The following is a 15,404-nucleotide window of genomic DNA, read 5'->3' on the forward strand; positions in this document are numbered from 1 at the left end:
CCACGTCGTCGCGGAGCATCATCGCGAGCAAGGATGCCGACAATGGCGCACGTGGCAGCACCCGACCGCATGAGCGGCCTGCAAGAAAGCTCCCGCACCATCCTCGATCATTATCAGGCGCAAGTGCAAACAAGGCGGATCTACACGGTCGTCTGCATCGTCGTCTTTTTGATCGTGCTCGGCGCGTCGCTGGATTTCGCCAATGACGCCAATTCCGGCAAGTTCTTCGAGAGGCTTCCCTATTTCTTCGATTTCATCAAGAGCTTCGTGCCGAACGGCCCGCTGGAAATTTTCCGCGCCATGTTCGATCTGCCATCGCCTTATGCAGACGGCTCGATCAAGTTCGACTACACGAGCGACCGCGTCTACATTACCGACAGTTTCTATATTCCGTATTTCTTCTACGAGCTGGCGATCACCGTCAACATTGCGCTGGTCTCCACCATTCTGGGAGCCGGCGGCGCGTTTCTGCTCTGCTTCTTCGCATCCTCGAACCTCGTCGGCTCGCGGATGGTGCGCTGGGGCGTTCGGCGGGTGATGGAAATCATGCGGGCTTTTCCGGAGATTGTCATCGCCGGGCTTCTCGCCGCGATCCTGTCGATCGGCCCGATCGCCGCCATCATCGCCATTTCCTTCCACACGGTCGGAGCCTTGGGCAAGCTTTTCTTCGAGGTCATCGAAAACGCCGACATGCGGCCTGACGAAGGGCTGCGGGCTTCAGGCGCCAGTTGGCTGGAGCGTGTTCGGTTTGCGATCCTGCCGCAGGTCCTGCCCAATTTCGTGTCCTACACGCTGCTGCGGGCGGAGATCAACGTTCGCGCCTCGACCATTATCGGGGCCGTCGGCGGCGGCGGCATAGGCGAAGCGTTCAGCCTGTCTATCGGGCGCGACCACGCCGCCAAGACCTATGCGATCATCATCCTGCTTCTGATCACCGTCATCTGCGTCGACCAGTTTTCCGCCTGGCTGCGCCGCCGGCTGATCGGCAAGCAATCCTTCGAATTTGGCCGGGGAGCTGCATGATGTCTTCCACTCTCACCGTGAACGGCGCCGAACACGAACGCATTCTCGCCAGCTATCCGAAGATCTTCGAGCGCGGTTTTATGCAGCGCTGGGGCCTGCTGTTGGTCTCTGCCGTGGTGGTGATCTATCTCGCCTTCTGCTTTGCCTTCTTCAACGTGATCCCGACATTCGTGAACGGAAACTGGGACCGCGCGTCCGTTTATGTCCAGGACTGGTATTCATGGCGGGCCCAGCCGCGCCTGCGTTTCCAGAACGGCCAGGTCGTACCGCAGTGGACGAGCCGGGGTCAGTACCGCCCGGGAGCGGATATTTCCTGGCTGAAGCCGGGGGTCGGTGGGAGCAGCTATACGGTAACCTTCGGCAGCCATGACGATCGCCTGGAGGTGACGCCAGAGCGAGTCGATGTTTTCATAGACGGCACTTTCTACCCGGTTGTGATTACCCCGGAAAAGGCTTCGCTTCCGGCAGGTGCTCCCGATCGGATGGAGCAGGACGGCAACAAGGTGAATGTCTATTTCGGGTTTGCGGGCCAAGTGGAAATCCGCTCTTCCCAGGTTTATATCCAGCGCCGCTTTCTGGGCTGGGCAAATTTCTTCTTTGATACGCAATCGCCCTTCTGGGGCCGCAGCTTTGGCGAAGTCGCCGGCCTGATGCTTTTCGGTGAGCGGCTGGATCCGAACCAGAGCAATGCGTCCCTGGCGCTCGACAACTTTCTCAACAATGCCACCTGGCAGCATGGCGACATCCTCTCCAAGCTCATGCAGACGCTGGTCATGGCCTTTGTCGGTACCCTGCTCGGCACGCTGTTCGCTTTTCCACTTTCGTTTATCGCGGCACGCAATATTACCCGCAACCGAACGGCCAACTGGTTCATGAAGCGGCTGTTCGACTTTCTTCGATCGATCGACATGCTGATCTGGGCGCTGTTCTTTACCCGTGCCTTCGGCCCCGGGCCCATTCCCGGCATTGCAGCCATCTTCTTCACCGATACGGGCGCTCTGGGCAAAGTTTATGCGGAGGCGCTGGAAAATGTCGACGACAAGCAGCGCGAGGGCGTGAAATCGGTCGGCGCCGCCCCCATCAACGTCCAGCGCTACGGCGTCGTGCCGCAGGTCCTGCCGATCTTCATCTCGCAATCCCTGTATTTCTGGGAGAGCAATACCCGCTCCGCAACCGTGATCGGCGCCGTCGGTGCGGGTGGCATAGGGCTCAAGCTGCTCGAATCCATGAAAACCAATGCCGATTGGGACAAGGTTGCCTATATGGTGCTGCTGATCCTCATCGTCGTATTCCTCTTCGACAACATGTCGAATGCCTTACGTTCGCGCGTCATGGGCAAAAGGGGGCATTGACCGACCCCTTTTGCCGCCGCTCATTTACCGTCGTCTTTCGCTCAGGCCTGTTTCCCGAACCATCCTGCGGCTAAACTCGGCTCTTTCTCGATTCTGGAAGTACGCACTTGCGCTACGCTTTATATTTTTCTCCCGCCCGAGATCATGCGCTGACCATGGCCGCCGCCCGGTGGCTCGGGCGAGACGCCTTTACCGGTGAAACCTTTCCGGTGCCGCAGCTTGCCGATCTGCCGGCCGACACGGTGGCAAGCATGACGGCCGACCCGCGCCGCTATGGTTTTCACGCCACGATCAAGGCGCCCTTCGAGCTTCGACAGGATCGGACCGAAGCCGAACTCATCGCCGCTCTGGAAGATTTCGCCGGCAAGATGCCTTCCTTCGACATCCCCAACGTGGTGGTCGGGCAGCTCGGCCGCTTTTTCGCCCTCATCCCCAATCAGGTCTATCCGGATCTGCAGCGCTTCGCCGCAAGCGTTGTCGAGGCTTTCGAGCCTTTCCGGGCGCCGCTGAGCGAAGCCGACATTGCCCGCCGCAAACCGGAGCGGCTGACCGTTTCGGAACGCGCCAATCTCGATCGCTGGGGCTATCCTCATGTTATGGACGATTTTCGATTCCATATGACATTGACGGGCCAGGTGGAGCCGGATCTCGCCCCCGCCATGCGCCGTGCGCTCGACCAGTGCTTTGCTGAGTTCTCTGACCGACCTTTGTCGATCGATGGCTTGGCGCTGTTTATCGAACCTTCGCGCGGCGAGCCCTTCACCGTTCATCGCTGGCTGCCGCTGGCTCAGAATTCCGACAAGAGAAAGACCGATTCATGACCGCCGAGACCGTTTTCACCAATGCCCGCATCGTGCTGGAGGACAGCGTTATCTCCGGTTCGGTCCTGATCCGTGACGGGAAGATTGCGGAGATCTCCGAGGGCAATGTCCGCAGCGGCGAGGATTTCGAAGGCGACTACCTCATTCCCGGCTTGGTGGAACTGCACACGGACCATCTCGAACAGCATTATTCCCCTCGCCCAGGCGTCCGCTGGAACACGACCGCCGCGATCCAGGCGCATGACGCCCAGATCGCCACCTCGGGCATTACCACCGTATTCGATTGCCTGCGCATGGGTGCCGATGAGGACGGCGGTTTCGAGAAAGGCGAAATGCGCTCAATGGCCGATGCCATCCAGTCGGCCAGCCGCGAAGGCCGGCTGCGCTCCGAGCACCTCATCCATCTGCGTTGCGAAGTCTCGGCCGACAATGTTCTCGAGCATTTCGCCGATTTCGAAAACGATCCCTTCGTGCGCCTGGTCTCCTTGATGGACCATGCACCCGGCCAGCGGCAGTTCCAGACCATGGAACAATACATCTTCTATTATCAGAAGAAGCGCGGCCTTAGCGACGAAGTTTTTGCCCAATTCATTGCCAAGCGGCAGGCGGAATCAGCACGCAATTCCACCCCTCATCGTCTTGCCATTGCGCAGATATGCGCCGAGCGCCAGATTACCGTAGCCAGCCACGACGACGCAACGCTTGCCCATGTAGACGAAGCGATCGGCAACGGTGTCAGGCTGGCGGAATTCCCCACCAGCTTCGACGCCGCCAAGGCCTCGCATGAAGCGGGCATGAGCGTTTTGATGGGAGCGCCGAACATCGTGCGCGGCAAGTCCCATTCCGGTAATATCGCTGCCCGCGACCTCGCCGAAAAAGGCGTGCTTGACGTGCTTTCCTCGGACTATGTGCCGCTCAGCCTGCTGCATGCACCGTTTGTGCTGGCGGACGATGCGCAGGGCATATCACTTCCCAAGGCCCTGGCCATGGTGACGGCGACACCGGCACGCACCGTCGGTCTGGATGATCGCGGGCGGATCGCCGCCGGTCTGCGGGCCGATTTAGTGCGGGTATATCGCGACAACGGCGTGCCGGTGGCGCGTGCCACTTGGCGCGAAGGGCGGCGGGTCGCCTGATGGACCGGGCGCCGACGGACAATGATGCGCAGACACGCGGCCGTATGGTTGCAGTGGTCGGCCCGAGCGGTGCCGGCAAGGACACACTGATGGCCTATGCCGCTCGGCATTTTGAAGACCGGGAAGACGTCATTTTCGTGCGCCGGATCATCACCCGCGACACGGCTGCTGGCGGCGAGGACCACGATGGCGTATCGGAGGCCGAATTCCATGCACTGGAACAGGCCGGCCGCTTCGCCGTATCCTGGCAGGCGCACGGGCTCCGTTACGGCATTCCGGCGGAAACCCGCGACGCCGTGGACAAGGGACGGGTCGTCATTGCCAATGGATCTCGCTCAGCGCTGGCGCTTTTCAAGGCGGCCTATCCGTCGCTCATCGTCGTCAACGTCACAGCGCGGCCGGAGGTCCTGGCTTCCCGACTTGAGGCGCGTGGACGGGAAAGCCGGCAGGAAATACTGCAGCGGCTGGAGCGTAGCTCGCTGACTGTGGCCGGAGATTACTGTGTCATTACCATCGACAATAGCGGCGCGATGGAAGAAGCCGGGCAAGCCATGGTGGAAGCACTCTCCACTTGCTTGCCAGCCAAAGTGTGAGTGACGGGAAAAACTTGCGCCTCACGCTTTAAAGTTACAAATCGGCCTCTATCTGCTCTTCTACATTGGAAGGTGCAAGCGATGAGCCAGACAAAGCCGCGTGACGGACAAACCGCAGAGAAAGCCGGCAAAGCCGACCTGGAAGCGCGCGTCGTCGTGCTGGAAATCATGTCGATGACGGCACTCGCTCTGGCGCTTGACACATCCGAAAATGCCGATGCTGAGCATGCCCGCGGGATTGCCGGCCTCATCCTGGATACGGTGCGCCAGCGCTGTCATGAAGTGGGCATGGACGACAGTTCGCGGCTTTCCGCCTGCTCCTATGCGGACGAGCTTCTTTCGACGGCCTTGCTTTCACTCTATCCCGACGCACGCTAGCTTCGCCGCTCGAGAAGGCCCGAAAGCTGCACGGCGATCGAGTTAGTGAGCCTCGTCCCAATTGTGTGCCGCCCGCACATCGACCTTCAGGGGCACCCGCATTGCGATCGCCGGCATGGCCGCCTGTTCCATGGTCGAAACGACCACCGGCAGGGTAGCTTCGATCTCGGCGTCTTCGACCTCGAAAATCAGTTCGTCGTGAACCTGCAGCAGCATGCGCGCCGACAACTGCGCCTTGCTCATGACCCCTTCCATCTTCACCATGGCGCGGCGGATGATGTCTGCAGCCGAGCCCTGGATTGGCGCATTGATGGCAGCCCGTTCGTTGAAGGCCCGGACGGACGGATTGGATGAGCGGATGTCGGGATAATGCGCCCGGCGCCCGAAGATCGTTTCCACATAGCCGTGCTCGCGGGCGAAGGCCTTGGTGTTTTCCATATAATCGCGAATGCCCGGAAAGCGCTCGAAATAACGCTTGATATAGTCGCCCGCCTCGGAGCGCTCGATCGACAGCTGGTTGGCAAGACCGAAGGCCGAAATGCCGTAGATGATCCCGAAATTGATCGCCTTGGCGCGCCGCCGCACATCTGCCGGCATGCCCTCTACCGGCACTCCGAACATTTCCGATGCGGTCATGGAATGGATGTCGACGCCATCGGCAAAGGCCTGTCGCAGTTGCGGTATGTCGGCCACATGGGCGAGCACGCGCAGCTCGATCTGGCTATAGTCGGCGGAAACCAGCTTATGGCCCGGTGTCGAGATGAAGGCAGTGCGGATCTTGCGGCCTTCCGTCGTGCGGATCGGGATATTCTGCAGGTTCGGCTCGACCGAGGAAAGCCGTCCCGTCGTGGTGGAAGCCAGCGAATAGGATGTATGGACGCGCTTGGTCTGCGGGTGGACATAGCCCGGCAGGGCATCGGTATAGGTCGATTTAAGCTTGGTGAGCTGGCGCCAGTCGACGATCTTGCGGGGCAGTTCATGGCCGACGGCTGCAAGTTCCTCCAGAACCTGCGCCGAGGTCGACCATTGTCCAGTCTTGGTCTTGGCGCCGCCGGGGAGTCCCATTTTGCCGAACAAGATATCGCCCAGCTGCTTAGGAGAACCGATGGTGAATCTCTCTCCGGCAAGCTGGAAGATTTCGTCCTCGAAGGCTGCCGCCTTCTGCGCCAATTCCCCGGAAAGCCTGGACAGGATCTGCCGATCAATGGTGATGCCGCGCTCTTCCATCTCCGCAAGCGTGGCCACCATGGGCCGCTCCAGGCGCTCGTAGACCGCCGTCAGCCGCTCGGCAACCAGACGCGGCTTCAGCACCAGCCAGATGCGAAGAGCGAGATCGACCTTTTCGGCCGCATAGGTCATGGCCTTTTCGATATCGACCATATCGAAGGTAACGCCCGCCTTGCCGCTGCCGGCGACTTCCTTATAGGTCATGGGGATATGACCGAGCCAGCGCTCCGAAAGCGAATCCAGGCCTTGGCCGCCCTTGCCCGCCTCCAGCACATAGGACATCAGCATAACGTCGTCATAACTTTTGACGACGATGCCGTAGCGCTTCAGCAGCAGATAGGCGAATTTCAGATTATGGCCGACCTTCAGCACCGAGGCATCTTCGAGAACCGGCTTCAGCCGCTCCAGCGCTTCCGGCATGGAAAGCTGATTTTCCGACGTGCCGCCGCCCAGGAGATCACTGGCGCCGCTCTTATGGCCAAGTGGAATATAGGCCGAGCAGATTTCTCCTCCGGCCGGCGTATGGGTATTGTCGGCTAGGCTCAAGGAAATCCCGGCCAGCTCGGCCTGCATGGGATCAATCGAGGTGGCTTCGGCCTCGAACGCGATCAAGCCGGTTTCGGACGCCGCCCGGATCCAGTCGTCGAGAGCCTCGACATCGCGAATCGTGACGTAGCAGGACTTGTCGATCTTCGCCGTGGCAAAGGCGTCCGCGCGGGACTTGGCAAGCTCCGCCGGACTGGTTTCGCCGGTGACATCCGCATCCTTGCCCCTGGCCCCAGCCCTGGCGGGTGGTGCCGCGGATGGGCCAGCGTTCGGATCAGCGGCGTCGAGATCAGGCCCATGCGCCGCTTCCGCCTTTTCCACATGCAGCGCTGCGGGTTCTATGGCATCGGCGTCGCAATCGCAGGCGGCAGCAACGCGCCGGGTCAGCGTCCCGAATTCCATGGCTTTCAGGAAGCCGATCAGCCTCGGCCCATCCTGAGGCTCCAGCACCAGGGCGTCGAGATTGAGATCGAGCGGCACGTCGGTGCGCAATTCCACCAGCCGGCGCGACAGCCGGGCCTGGTCCGCATGCGCAAGAATGTTTTCGCGCCGCTTCACCTGCTTGATCTCGCCGGCCCGGGCCAGCAGGCCATCGAGATCGCCGAATTCCTCGAGAAGCTGCGCCGCGGTTTTCGGCCCAATCCCCGGAATACCCGGGACATTGTCGACCGAATCGCCGACCAAGGCCTGCAGGTCGATCATCTTTTCCGGCGGCACGCCCCATTTTTCGATGACTTCCGCAATGCTGATCTGCTTGTCCTTCATGCTGTCATACATGTGGACATTGGCGGTCACCAGTTGCATCAGGTCCTTGTCGGAGGAGACGATGGTCACGTCGGCGCCGATCGCCTCAGCCTTGCGGGCATAGGTGGCGATGATGTCGTCGGCTTCGAAACCCTCGGTCTCGATGCAAGGAAGGTTGAAAGCCCGTGTCGCCTCGCGGATCAGCCCGAACTGCGGCACCAGATCTTCCGGCGGGGCAGAGCGGTTCGCCTTATAGGCGTCGTAGATATCTTTGCGGAACGTCCTTGCCGAATAATCGAAAATTACCGCGAAATGGCTGGGCGTGACGCCGACGGAGGTATCGCGAGCATCCGTCAGCAGCTTCCACAACATGTTGCAGAAACCGGACACGGCGCCAACCGGGAGCCCGTCAGATTTGCGCGTCAGCGGCGGCAGCGCGTGGAAGGCGCGAAAGATGAAGCCGGAACCGTCGATAAGGAAAAGATGATCGCCTTTTTTCATGGGCATGGAATAGCGCGGGGCCAGCATGGCGTCCATGAAAACTTCGCTCCTTGGCGTGTCTGCCTTTCACCGGAACGTTACCATTTTGTAATTGCAGTTTCCCTTGAAAAGCCTCATTCGGCCACTCATTTCCTAGTCACCGGCGCCTGATCACGCCGCAGTCTGGAAGCCGGCCTGTCCCCCGCCGCACCAGGCTGGGCAAAGGCCTATCCCCCTCTCCGGGCCTTTGCTCTCTCCTTGAACCGCCACGGCTCGATCCCCTCCCGGCCGTGGCGGTTTTTCGTAATCTCCCATTCCAAATATCTTGCAAAGACGGCGCGCATGGCACAGGCTTGGAGAAAGCATGGCTTGCGATATACAAATGGAGTGGGCGCCTTCACGGGCTCGTCGAGGAGGAGTGGAGACCGAAGCTATGGCATTCGACCGTTCGCATTCGGCGACCTATCTGGCCGGCCAGGTGGCCAAGAGCTTCGCCCGCTCGCTGCAAAAAAGATCCGCCCTCCTCGGCTTTTCTCCAGGACAGTTTCCCGTGTTGCTCGAACTGTGGCAGCAGGATGGGCTTACCCAGAAGCAATTGCTCGACAAGCTGGAAGTAGAGCAGGCGACGCTTGCGAACACATTGGCGCGCATGGAGCGCGACGGGCAGATCCAGCGCCAGCCACATCCGACTGACAAGCGGGCCCAGGTCATCACATTGACGGAACTCGGGCGGGACCTGGAGCGCCAGGCAATCGAAGCGGCTGCCGACGCCGACGCGGCTCTTTTTTCCGGCTTCCGCCGCTTCGAGCGCGAGTTGATGATCGAATACATGCGCATGGTCATCGAGAATTCGCGCAAGCTTTAAAGCTGTATCGCATCACCCCGGATCCACTGGCATATCTTAAAGGGTCAGGCCCGCAAGCATGCGGGCCTGACCCTTTCGCTTTAGTTGACCACGACCATGGCCGTGAATGGCCATACATAGGCTTGCAGCATGACCAGCACGCCGACCAGGCAGGCAAGCACGATAGAGTGCCAGAAGACGAAGCGCAGGATGCTGCCTTCATGGCCGAACCAGTTGGTCGCCGTGGAAGCGACCACAATTGATTGAGCGTCGATCATCTTGCCCATGACGCCGCCGGAGGAATTGGCGGCGCCCATCAGGATCGGCGACAGGCCCAATTGCTCCGACGTCACCTTCTGGAGATTGCCGAACAGCACGTTGGAAGCGGTGTCCGACCCGGTTAGTGCGACTCCAAGCCAGCCCAGCAGGGTGCCGAAGAAGGGATAGAGTACACCGGTGCCGGCAAAAGCGAGGCCGAGGGTCGAATCGATACCGGACAGCCGCGTCAGCGTTCCAATCGACAGCATGGCGGCAATCGTGATCAGCGAATAGGTGCACAGTTTGATGGTCTGGCCGTAAACGCGCACCATCTGTCCGGGCCTGAAGCCCATGGCGAAGCCGGACAGGATGGCGGCGATCAGCATGCCGGTGCCGGTATAGGAAAGCCAGGTGAAGGCGAATGTCGCGCCTTCGGGCGTCGGAGCGGCCGCGACCGGCGGCATTTTGGCGATCATCTTGTCGAGGCCCGGCACCGGGTAATTCCAGACGGCCCAGGAATTGACGGCCGACTTGAACCAGCCCGTGCCCCAGATCAGCAGCACTGCGCATACGATGACCCAAGGCGTGATCGCCTTCCAGATCTCGGCACGCGATGGCCTCTGGACCGGTCTTGAATCGACGATACGGCCGTCGTCGGAAATATCGTGGCCGCGCAGCTTCGGCGAGGTCCAGATCTCTTTCGGCTGCCAGACGCGCAGGAAGCCGACAAGGCAGGCCATGGAAATCAGCGAGGCGCCGATATCGACAATCCAGGGATTGATGAAATTGGAAATGAGATATTGCGGCAAAGCGAAAGAAACGCCGGTGACCAGGATGACCGGCCAGATCTGGATCATGCCACGCCAGCCGGCAAACACCCAGACCAGCCAGAAGGGCACGAGAACGGAAAAGAACGGCAGCTGCCGGCCGACCATGGCGCCGAGCAGATAGGGGTCGATGCCCGTGACCTGCGAAAGGCCCTGGATCGGCGTCCCGAGCGCACCGAAGGCAACGGGGGCCGTATTGGCGATCAGGGACAGGCCGGACGCGGCAAGCGGCGAAAAGCCGAGGCCGATGAGGATGGCGCCGGTGACCGCGACGGGCGTTCCGAAGCCCGATGCACCCTCGAAAAAGGCGCCGAAAGCAAATGCGATCAACAGCAGTTGGATGCGCCGGTCGTCTGTAACGCTGCCGACCGTCTGCTGCAGCTTTTCGAACTGGCCCTTTTCGACCGTCAGCCGATACAGGAAGATGACGTTGAGAACGATCCAGCCGATGGGGAAGAAGCCGGTGACCGCTCCAAGTATCGAGGCCCGGATGGACATGTCGGCCGGCATGGTGAAGATGAAAATAGCCACAAGATTGGCGGCAATCAGCGCAATAATGGCTGCGATATGGGCTTTGACGACATTCGATGCGATCAGGCCGAGCAGTATGACGACCGGCACCGCCGCCAGCGCAGTCGAAAGAACGGCGCTGTTTAACGGATCATAGACTTGATTCCACATGCTTTTCCCTCCCAACGGCCAAACCGGCCAAGCCTCCAGAGTGGAGTATACATTTGGGACGTTCGCAGTCTAGGGTTGCTGTGGTTTCCGTTGCGATTGCAAGCGTGAGCCGTTGGGAAAACCACGTCGTCGCTGACCCGGCACGCTCACCGTTAGCTTTTATGTCTTTTCCGTTGTGTCCGGCGCATTCGGCTTGCTAACTAGATCACGTTGAATAGATGGCCGCTCCCGCCGGCGGCCCTTGCCGGCCTTGGCGTGCCTTTCCAAAAGACAGGATATTTTGATGACCGAACTTTCCGCCGTTCTCGATCGTATCGACCAGGATCTTCCTCAAAGCCTGGAGCGCCTGTTCGGCCTCGTGCGCATCAAGTCGATCTCGACCGATCCAGCCTTCGGCGCCGAATGCCGCAAGGCGGCCGAATGGCTGGTGGCCGAGCTGGATAATCTGGGTTTTGATGCCTCAGTGCGCGACACGGCCGGCCATCCTATGGTCGTCGGTCATCATGCCGGACCGGCTGAAGACGCCCCGCATGTGCTTTTCTACGGCCATTACGACGTCCAGCCGATCGATCCGATCGAATTGTGGGAAGACGATCCCTTTGACCCCAAGCTCAAGGATCTCGGCAATGGCCGCAAGGTTGTCACCGGTCGCGGTACGGCTGACGACAAGGGCCAGTTGCTGACCTTTGTGGAAGCCTGCCGCGCCTATAAGGCGGTGCATGGCACGCTCCCAGTGCGCGTCACCGTCCTCTTCGAAGGCGAGGAAGAATCCGGTTCCCCATCGCTGAAGCCCTTCCTTGATGCCAATGCGGCCGAGCTCAAGGCGGATTATGCGCTGGTCTGCGATACGGGCATGTGGGACGGCGAAACGCCGGCCATCACGGCCTCCCTGCGCGGACTGGTCGGTGAAGAGATCATCGTCACCGCAGCCAATCGCGACCTGCATTCGGGCATGTATGGCGGTGCAGCTGCCAATCCGATCCAGATCCTGTCGAAGATCCTCGCCGGCCTGCACGACGAAAACGGACGTGTGACGCTCGAGGGCTTCTATGACGGCGTCGAGGAAACGCCTTCCAACATCAAGGCGGCATGGGAAACCATGACGGGTGGCCGCAACGACATGCTGGAGGAAGTCGGCCTCTCCGAGCTTGCCGGCGAGAAGGGCCGCTCCATGCTCGAGCTCCTATGGGCGCGCCCCACCTGCGAGATCAACGGCATCAGCGGCGGCTATGCCGGCCAGGGCTTCAAGACCGTCATAGCCTCCAAGGCCTCGGCCAAGGTGTCGTGCCGGCTTGTGGGCGATCAGGATCCGGAAAAGATCCGAGCCAGCCTGCGGGCCTATGTGCAGTCGAAGATCCCGGCCGACTGCTCGGTGGAATTCCTCGAGCATGGCGCTTCGCCGGCCATCCAGTTGGCTTATGATTCCCCGCTTCTCACCAAGGCGAAGACCGCGCTTTCCGACGAATGGCCCAAACCCGCTTTGGTTGTTGGCGTCGGCGGCTCGATCCCGATCGTCGGAGACTTCCAGAAACTGCTCGGGATGGAATCGCTGTTGGTCGGCTTCGGCCTCAACGACGACCGGGTTCACTCGCCGAACGAGAAATACGACCTGACATCCTACCACAAGGGCATTCGCTCCTGGGCGCGAATCATGGCGTCGCTGGCAGACTGAGCACGCCCAAAAAGCAGAAGGCCCCGCGGTGGGCAGGGCCTTCAAAACAAAAAGGCCCGGGCAAGCCCGACCTTTCCACCCCCATTGCTTCGTGCCAGTACATCCGTGGTCACGGTCAAATGGGGCAAGCATTTCCGACGCGACCGCCTTTTGCCTTTTCAGGTCACAGCGGCTCGAGCGCTCATCGTCTCTCCGAAAGGTAAACATCCCGTTAACGCGGATGATGCCTACCGTCTCAAGACGGCACGGTTTCCCGTAATTGCCTTCATCTGACGGTCCAATCCTACTCGAACATGGGCCATGAGATCCGCCGGAAACGCTCTTGATGCTTGAAATGGGGATGGCAGGCCGGCTTTGCAAGAGGCAGCGTCCAGAAATAAAAAAGACCGGCGGAGCCGGTCTTTCCAAATCGATCTGCTTGAAGCAGATTACTCAGCCTGAAGGCGGTCGGCAGAAACCTTGCCCGAACGCTTGTCGCTGACCAGTTCGTAGGAGATCTTCTGACCGTCCTTGAGCTGGCCGAGGCCGGCGCGCTCAACAGCGGAAATGTGAACGAAGACGTCCTGCGAGCCGTCATCCGGCTGAATGAAGCCATAACCCTTGGTTGCGTTGAACCACTTTACAGTACCGGTCGCCATAACGAGGCCTTTCTCTTGCAAATGACCGACTATCCCCTGCGGAAACCGCGTTGGGGACGGTTTGAGTTTCGTATTTGAAGAAAGATCGTCGCAGGCAAGGCAAATGGGCCAAGTGCTGGCTTGTCAAACAAATATCGATGCGCCGGATTTAGAGTCTACGCCGCCGTGCGTCAAGAGTGCGACGCAACCCAGCCGATGATGTGCCGATATGAGACAAGCCATCTCGAAACAGAAAGCCCGGCGCGGGAGGAGGTGCGCCGGGCTTCTGATACTGACCAACAACCGGGAGGAGGAGGTGTTGCCGGTCCCATCGGAGGCGCTTGGGAGGAGGAGTGCGCCTGCAATGATTTGAATATACGGATCCTCCGATTAAAAAACAGTCACGATTTCGCACCGCAGCGTTGCGCCGCAAGCATAGCTCCAGGTGCGCTTGAACCGGAGGCCGTTCTGGGTCATCCTCCCAGGTCATGAGCCTTCAACCCGTTCGCGATTTCTTCGCTGCCAATGCTCCCGAAATTACCGTCATCGTTACTGCAGAAAGCTCGGCTACGGTCGCTCTTGCGGCGGCCGCCTATGATGTCGAGCCAGGGCAGATTGCCAAGACGATCTGCATCCGTGCAGGCGAGGTAACCGCCCTGGTAGTGATGGCTGGCACAAGCCGCCTAGACAATCGCAAGTTCAGGGATCGTTTCGGTATAAAGCCGCGCATGCTAGCCGGCGACGAGGTGGTGGCCGTGACCGGCCATCCGATCGGCGGCGTCTGCCCCTTCGGGCTAGCGACGCCGCTGCCGATTTATTGTGACGAATCGCTTCGGCTATATGATGAAGTCGTTCCGGCCGCCGGAGCGACAAATGCGGCTGTTCGCATTGCACCGGATCACATGGCAAAGCTGACCGGCGCCACCTGGGTGGACGTCGGTCAGATTCAGGCCGACGAAAATCCGACGGCGAAGGCCTAGAAGCGATCGCTCAAATAGCGCTGATACCAGGCCTGCTTGCTTTCCGCCGATGCGGTTGCGACCAGATAACCAACCGCAAAACCGATCGCGCCGATCAGGCTGAAAAGGGTCGTGGTCGCTGCGGGATGTTCGCGAATGGTGTCGGCGACCGAGCTTGCTTCGCTCGATACGTAGTCTGCGGCGCTGCTGGCGCGCCGCGCCACCTTGTCATAGGTCTGGCCGGTGCGCTCGGCGATGATGTCGCGCAGATTGGCAATTTCCGACCGCAGGTTTGCGATTTCGGTATTGTAGTTAATGTCATCGCCCGACCCCTGGTCGAACGATTCAGACTGCGACGTTGTCTTCAGGCTTTTGACGGGTTCTGCCATACCGGCCTCCTGCTTTGATCGAGAGGTCGGTCAACTGATAAAAGCCGGATAGGTTCCTCTGGAAGATGACAAACAGTCAGCGGCTCTTGGCCAAGGCCTCAGCCAATGATGCCAGTTGCTCCTCATCGCTCGCCCCCTTCTGCAGGGAGTTTACCAGGATCAAGGCAAGCGCTTCCGCGTCAGGGCTCGCTTTATCGATCTCGTATTCGACGCATGCGTCGTCAAATACTTTCTGCAAAAGATTGAGCTGATCCGGGTTAACCGGCGTGCGAACCATTTGTGTAGGCATATTATCCTCCCGATCACGAGGCCTGAAATCGCAGACTCGTTCCTCCCCTTCCCTGGGGCCGCTCTAAAAGCGAAGATCATCAGGCCGATAATGCTACAGACTTGCGCAGACCTTACCGACGAAGGGTCTTGGGAGTCGTTTTGACCTAAAGCAACCGCAGTTTGAGGCACGCCTAATAAAATAGCAATAACAAGTTAAGACAGGTGCGATTTAAGGGTTAACCCCTAGGCGGATTTCCTTAGCCAGCCTTAAGGCGGCGGATTGCCTCCGCCGCCTCGATTGAAATCAGGCTATTCCTGCCGGATCGCCGATCGGCAGAAGAGCAGGTTCAAGCGTCGGATCCTGGGGATTCTTGGTATCGCCAGGATCCTGCGCCGGTGTTAGTGGCGGCTTTTCCTGCGTCCTGTCCGGGATGCCGGCACTGGGCGTTGGGCCCCGCGGGGTGTCGGGTCCGGGCGTGGGAAGCGGGTCACGATTAGGCATGACTGTCTCCTTCTCAGTGTTGCCGCAGGACCAACGGACGGCCGGATGGATAGTTCCGGAACCGTTAAGACATAGGATATGTCTT

At 60.0% G+C, this 15,404-nt stretch carries 15 protein-coding genes; 9 read left to right on the forward strand and 6 right to left on the reverse strand.

Features of this window, described 5'->3' with window-relative positions:
• The first annotated feature begins 42 nt into the window (after positions 1-42).
• The 6 genes from phnE (E2F50_RS14900) (at position 43) to E2F50_RS14925 (ending at position 5,303) form a co-directional block, all read left to right on the forward strand.
• Positions 43-1,023 carry a phosphonate ABC transporter, permease protein PhnE gene (gene phnE, locus E2F50_RS14900; RefSeq protein ID WP_133316941.1) on the forward strand — a complete coding sequence of 327 codons (981 nt, stop codon included), beginning with the start codon at positions 43-45 and terminating at the stop codon, positions 1,021-1,023.
• Positions 1,023-2,375 carry a phosphonate ABC transporter, permease protein PhnE gene (gene phnE / locus E2F50_RS14905; RefSeq protein ID WP_133317126.1) on the forward strand — a complete coding sequence of 451 codons (1,353 nt, stop codon included), beginning with the start codon at positions 1,023-1,025 and terminating at the stop codon, positions 2,373-2,375. The genes phnE (E2F50_RS14900) and phnE (E2F50_RS14905) overlap by 1 nt, the downstream gene beginning before the upstream one ends.
• 107 nt (positions 2,376-2,482) lie before the next feature.
• Positions 2,483-3,196 carry a DUF1045 domain-containing protein gene (locus E2F50_RS14910; protein WP_133316942.1) on the forward strand — a complete coding sequence of 238 codons (714 nt, stop codon included), beginning with the start codon at positions 2,483-2,485 and terminating at the stop codon, positions 3,194-3,196.
• Complete coding sequence (locus E2F50_RS14915; protein WP_133316943.1) at positions 3,193-4,332, forward strand: alpha-D-ribose 1-methylphosphonate 5-triphosphate diphosphatase; 1,140 nt, start codon at positions 3,193-3,195, stop codon at positions 4,330-4,332. The genes E2F50_RS14910 and E2F50_RS14915 overlap by 4 nt, the downstream gene beginning before the upstream one ends.
• Entirely contained in the window at positions 4,332-4,925 is a 594-nt protein-coding gene (phnN, locus tag E2F50_RS14920) for a phosphonate metabolism protein/1,5-bisphosphokinase (PRPP-forming) PhnN (protein WP_133316944.1), read from the forward strand. The genes E2F50_RS14915 and phnN overlap by 1 nt, the downstream gene beginning before the upstream one ends.
• An 81-nt stretch (positions 4,926-5,006) precedes the next feature.
• Positions 5,007-5,303, forward strand: a complete 297-nt coding sequence (locus E2F50_RS14925; protein ID WP_133316945.1) for a hypothetical protein — start codon at positions 5,007-5,009, stop codon at positions 5,301-5,303.
• 42 nt (positions 5,304-5,345) lie between these two features.
• Here the strand turns inward: E2F50_RS14925 and polA are convergent, their stop codons facing one another.
• Positions 5,346-8,321, reverse strand: coding sequence for a DNA polymerase I (gene polA / locus E2F50_RS14930; protein WP_133317127.1), 2,976 nt, complete (start codon positions 8,319-8,321; stop codon positions 5,346-5,348).
• Positions 8,322-8,733: 412 nt separating this feature from the next.
• Between polA and E2F50_RS14935 the strand changes: the two genes are divergently transcribed.
• Complete coding sequence (locus E2F50_RS14935) at positions 8,734-9,165, forward strand: MarR family winged helix-turn-helix transcriptional regulator (RefSeq protein ID WP_133316946.1); 432 nt, start codon at positions 8,734-8,736, stop codon at positions 9,163-9,165.
• A gap of 80 nt (positions 9,166-9,245) precedes the next feature.
• Here E2F50_RS14935 and E2F50_RS14940 read toward each other — a convergent pair whose 3' ends face one another.
• The gene (locus E2F50_RS14940; RefSeq protein WP_133316947.1) at positions 9,246-10,910 is read right to left on the reverse strand and encodes an L-lactate permease; all 1,665 of its coding nucleotides are present in this window, start codon (positions 10,908-10,910) and stop codon (positions 9,246-9,248) included.
• 283 nt (positions 10,911-11,193) lie between these two features.
• Between E2F50_RS14940 and E2F50_RS14945 the strand changes: the two genes are divergently transcribed.
• The gene (locus tag E2F50_RS14945) at positions 11,194-12,582 is read left to right on the forward strand and encodes a M20/M25/M40 family metallo-hydrolase (protein ID WP_133316948.1); all 1,389 of its coding nucleotides are present in this window, start codon (positions 11,194-11,196) and stop codon (positions 12,580-12,582) included.
• 428 nt (positions 12,583-13,010) lie between these two features.
• Here E2F50_RS14945 and E2F50_RS14950 read toward each other — a convergent pair whose 3' ends face one another.
• Positions 13,011-13,220 (reverse strand): cold-shock protein, encoded by a 210-nt coding sequence (locus tag E2F50_RS14950; protein ID WP_133316949.1) that lies wholly within the window; start codon positions 13,218-13,220, stop codon positions 13,011-13,013.
• 467 nt (positions 13,221-13,687) lie between these two features.
• Between E2F50_RS14950 and E2F50_RS14955 the strand changes: the two genes are divergently transcribed.
• On the forward strand, positions 13,688-14,179 hold the full coding sequence (locus E2F50_RS14955; RefSeq protein ID WP_133316950.1) for a YbaK/EbsC family protein: 492 nt from the start codon (positions 13,688-13,690) through the stop codon (positions 14,177-14,179).
• Here the strand turns inward: E2F50_RS14955 and E2F50_RS14960 are convergent.
• The 3 genes from E2F50_RS14960 to E2F50_RS14970 form a co-directional block, all read right to left on the reverse strand.
• Complete coding sequence (locus E2F50_RS14960) at positions 14,176-14,547, reverse strand: hypothetical protein (RefSeq protein ID WP_133316951.1); 372 nt, start codon at positions 14,545-14,547, stop codon at positions 14,176-14,178. The two genes, E2F50_RS14955 and E2F50_RS14960, sit on opposite strands and share 4 nt — an antisense overlap.
• A 76-nt stretch (positions 14,548-14,623) precedes the next feature.
• Positions 14,624-14,824, reverse strand: coding sequence for a hypothetical protein (locus E2F50_RS14965; protein WP_133316952.1), 201 nt, complete (start codon positions 14,822-14,824; stop codon positions 14,624-14,626).
• A gap of 297 nt (positions 14,825-15,121) precedes the next feature.
• Positions 15,122-15,319: a hypothetical protein gene (locus tag E2F50_RS14970; RefSeq protein ID WP_133316953.1), complete on the reverse strand. Its 198-nt coding sequence runs from the start codon at positions 15,317-15,319 to the stop codon at positions 15,122-15,124.
• Positions 15,320-15,404: the final 85 nt, after the last annotated feature.

Source organism: Rhizobium deserti, from assembly GCF_004358025.1.
In the GTDB taxonomy this organism is placed as follows: domain Bacteria; phylum Pseudomonadota; class Alphaproteobacteria; order Rhizobiales; family Rhizobiaceae; genus Neorhizobium; species Neorhizobium deserti.

Bases quoted from the DNA above. Each gene is read 5' to 3' on its own strand.
- E2F50_RS14965 (WP_133316952.1), bottom strand. From the start codon at position 14,824: ATGGTTCGCACGCCGGTTAACCCGGATCAGCTCAATCTTTTGCAGAAA.
- E2F50_RS14955 (WP_133316950.1), top strand. From the start codon at position 13,688: ATGAGCCTTCAACCCGTTCGCGATTTCTTCGCTGCCAATGCTCCCGAA.
- phnE (WP_133317126.1), top strand. From the start codon at position 1,023: ATGTCTTCCACTCTCACCGTGAACGGCGCCGAACACGAACGCATTCTC.
- E2F50_RS14970 (WP_133316953.1), bottom strand. From the start codon at position 15,319: ATGCCTAATCGTGACCCGCTTCCCACGCCCGGACCCGACACCCCGCGG.
- E2F50_RS14935 (WP_133316946.1), top strand. From the start codon at position 8,734: ATGGCATTCGACCGTTCGCATTCGGCGACCTATCTGGCCGGCCAGGTG.
- E2F50_RS14940 (WP_133316947.1), bottom strand. From the start codon at position 10,910: ATGTGGAATCAAGTCTATGATCCGTTAAACAGCGCCGTTCTTTCGACT.
- E2F50_RS14950 (WP_133316949.1), bottom strand. From the start codon at position 13,220: ATGGCGACCGGTACTGTAAAGTGGTTCAACGCAACCAAGGGTTATGGC.
- E2F50_RS14915 (WP_133316943.1), top strand. From the start codon at position 3,193: ATGACCGCCGAGACCGTTTTCACCAATGCCCGCATCGTGCTGGAGGAC.
- phnN (WP_133316944.1), top strand. From the start codon at position 4,332: ATGGACCGGGCGCCGACGGACAATGATGCGCAGACACGCGGCCGTATG.
- polA (WP_133317127.1), bottom strand. From the start codon at position 8,321: ATGAAAAAAGGCGATCATCTTTTCCTTATCGACGGTTCCGGCTTCATC.
- phnE (WP_133316941.1), top strand. From the start codon at position 43: ATGGCGCACGTGGCAGCACCCGACCGCATGAGCGGCCTGCAAGAAAGC.
- E2F50_RS14960 (WP_133316951.1), bottom strand. From the start codon at position 14,547: ATGGCAGAACCCGTCAAAAGCCTGAAGACAACGTCGCAGTCTGAATCG.
- E2F50_RS14925 (WP_133316945.1), top strand. From the start codon at position 5,007: ATGAGCCAGACAAAGCCGCGTGACGGACAAACCGCAGAGAAAGCCGGC.
- E2F50_RS14945 (WP_133316948.1), top strand. From the start codon at position 11,194: ATGACCGAACTTTCCGCCGTTCTCGATCGTATCGACCAGGATCTTCCT.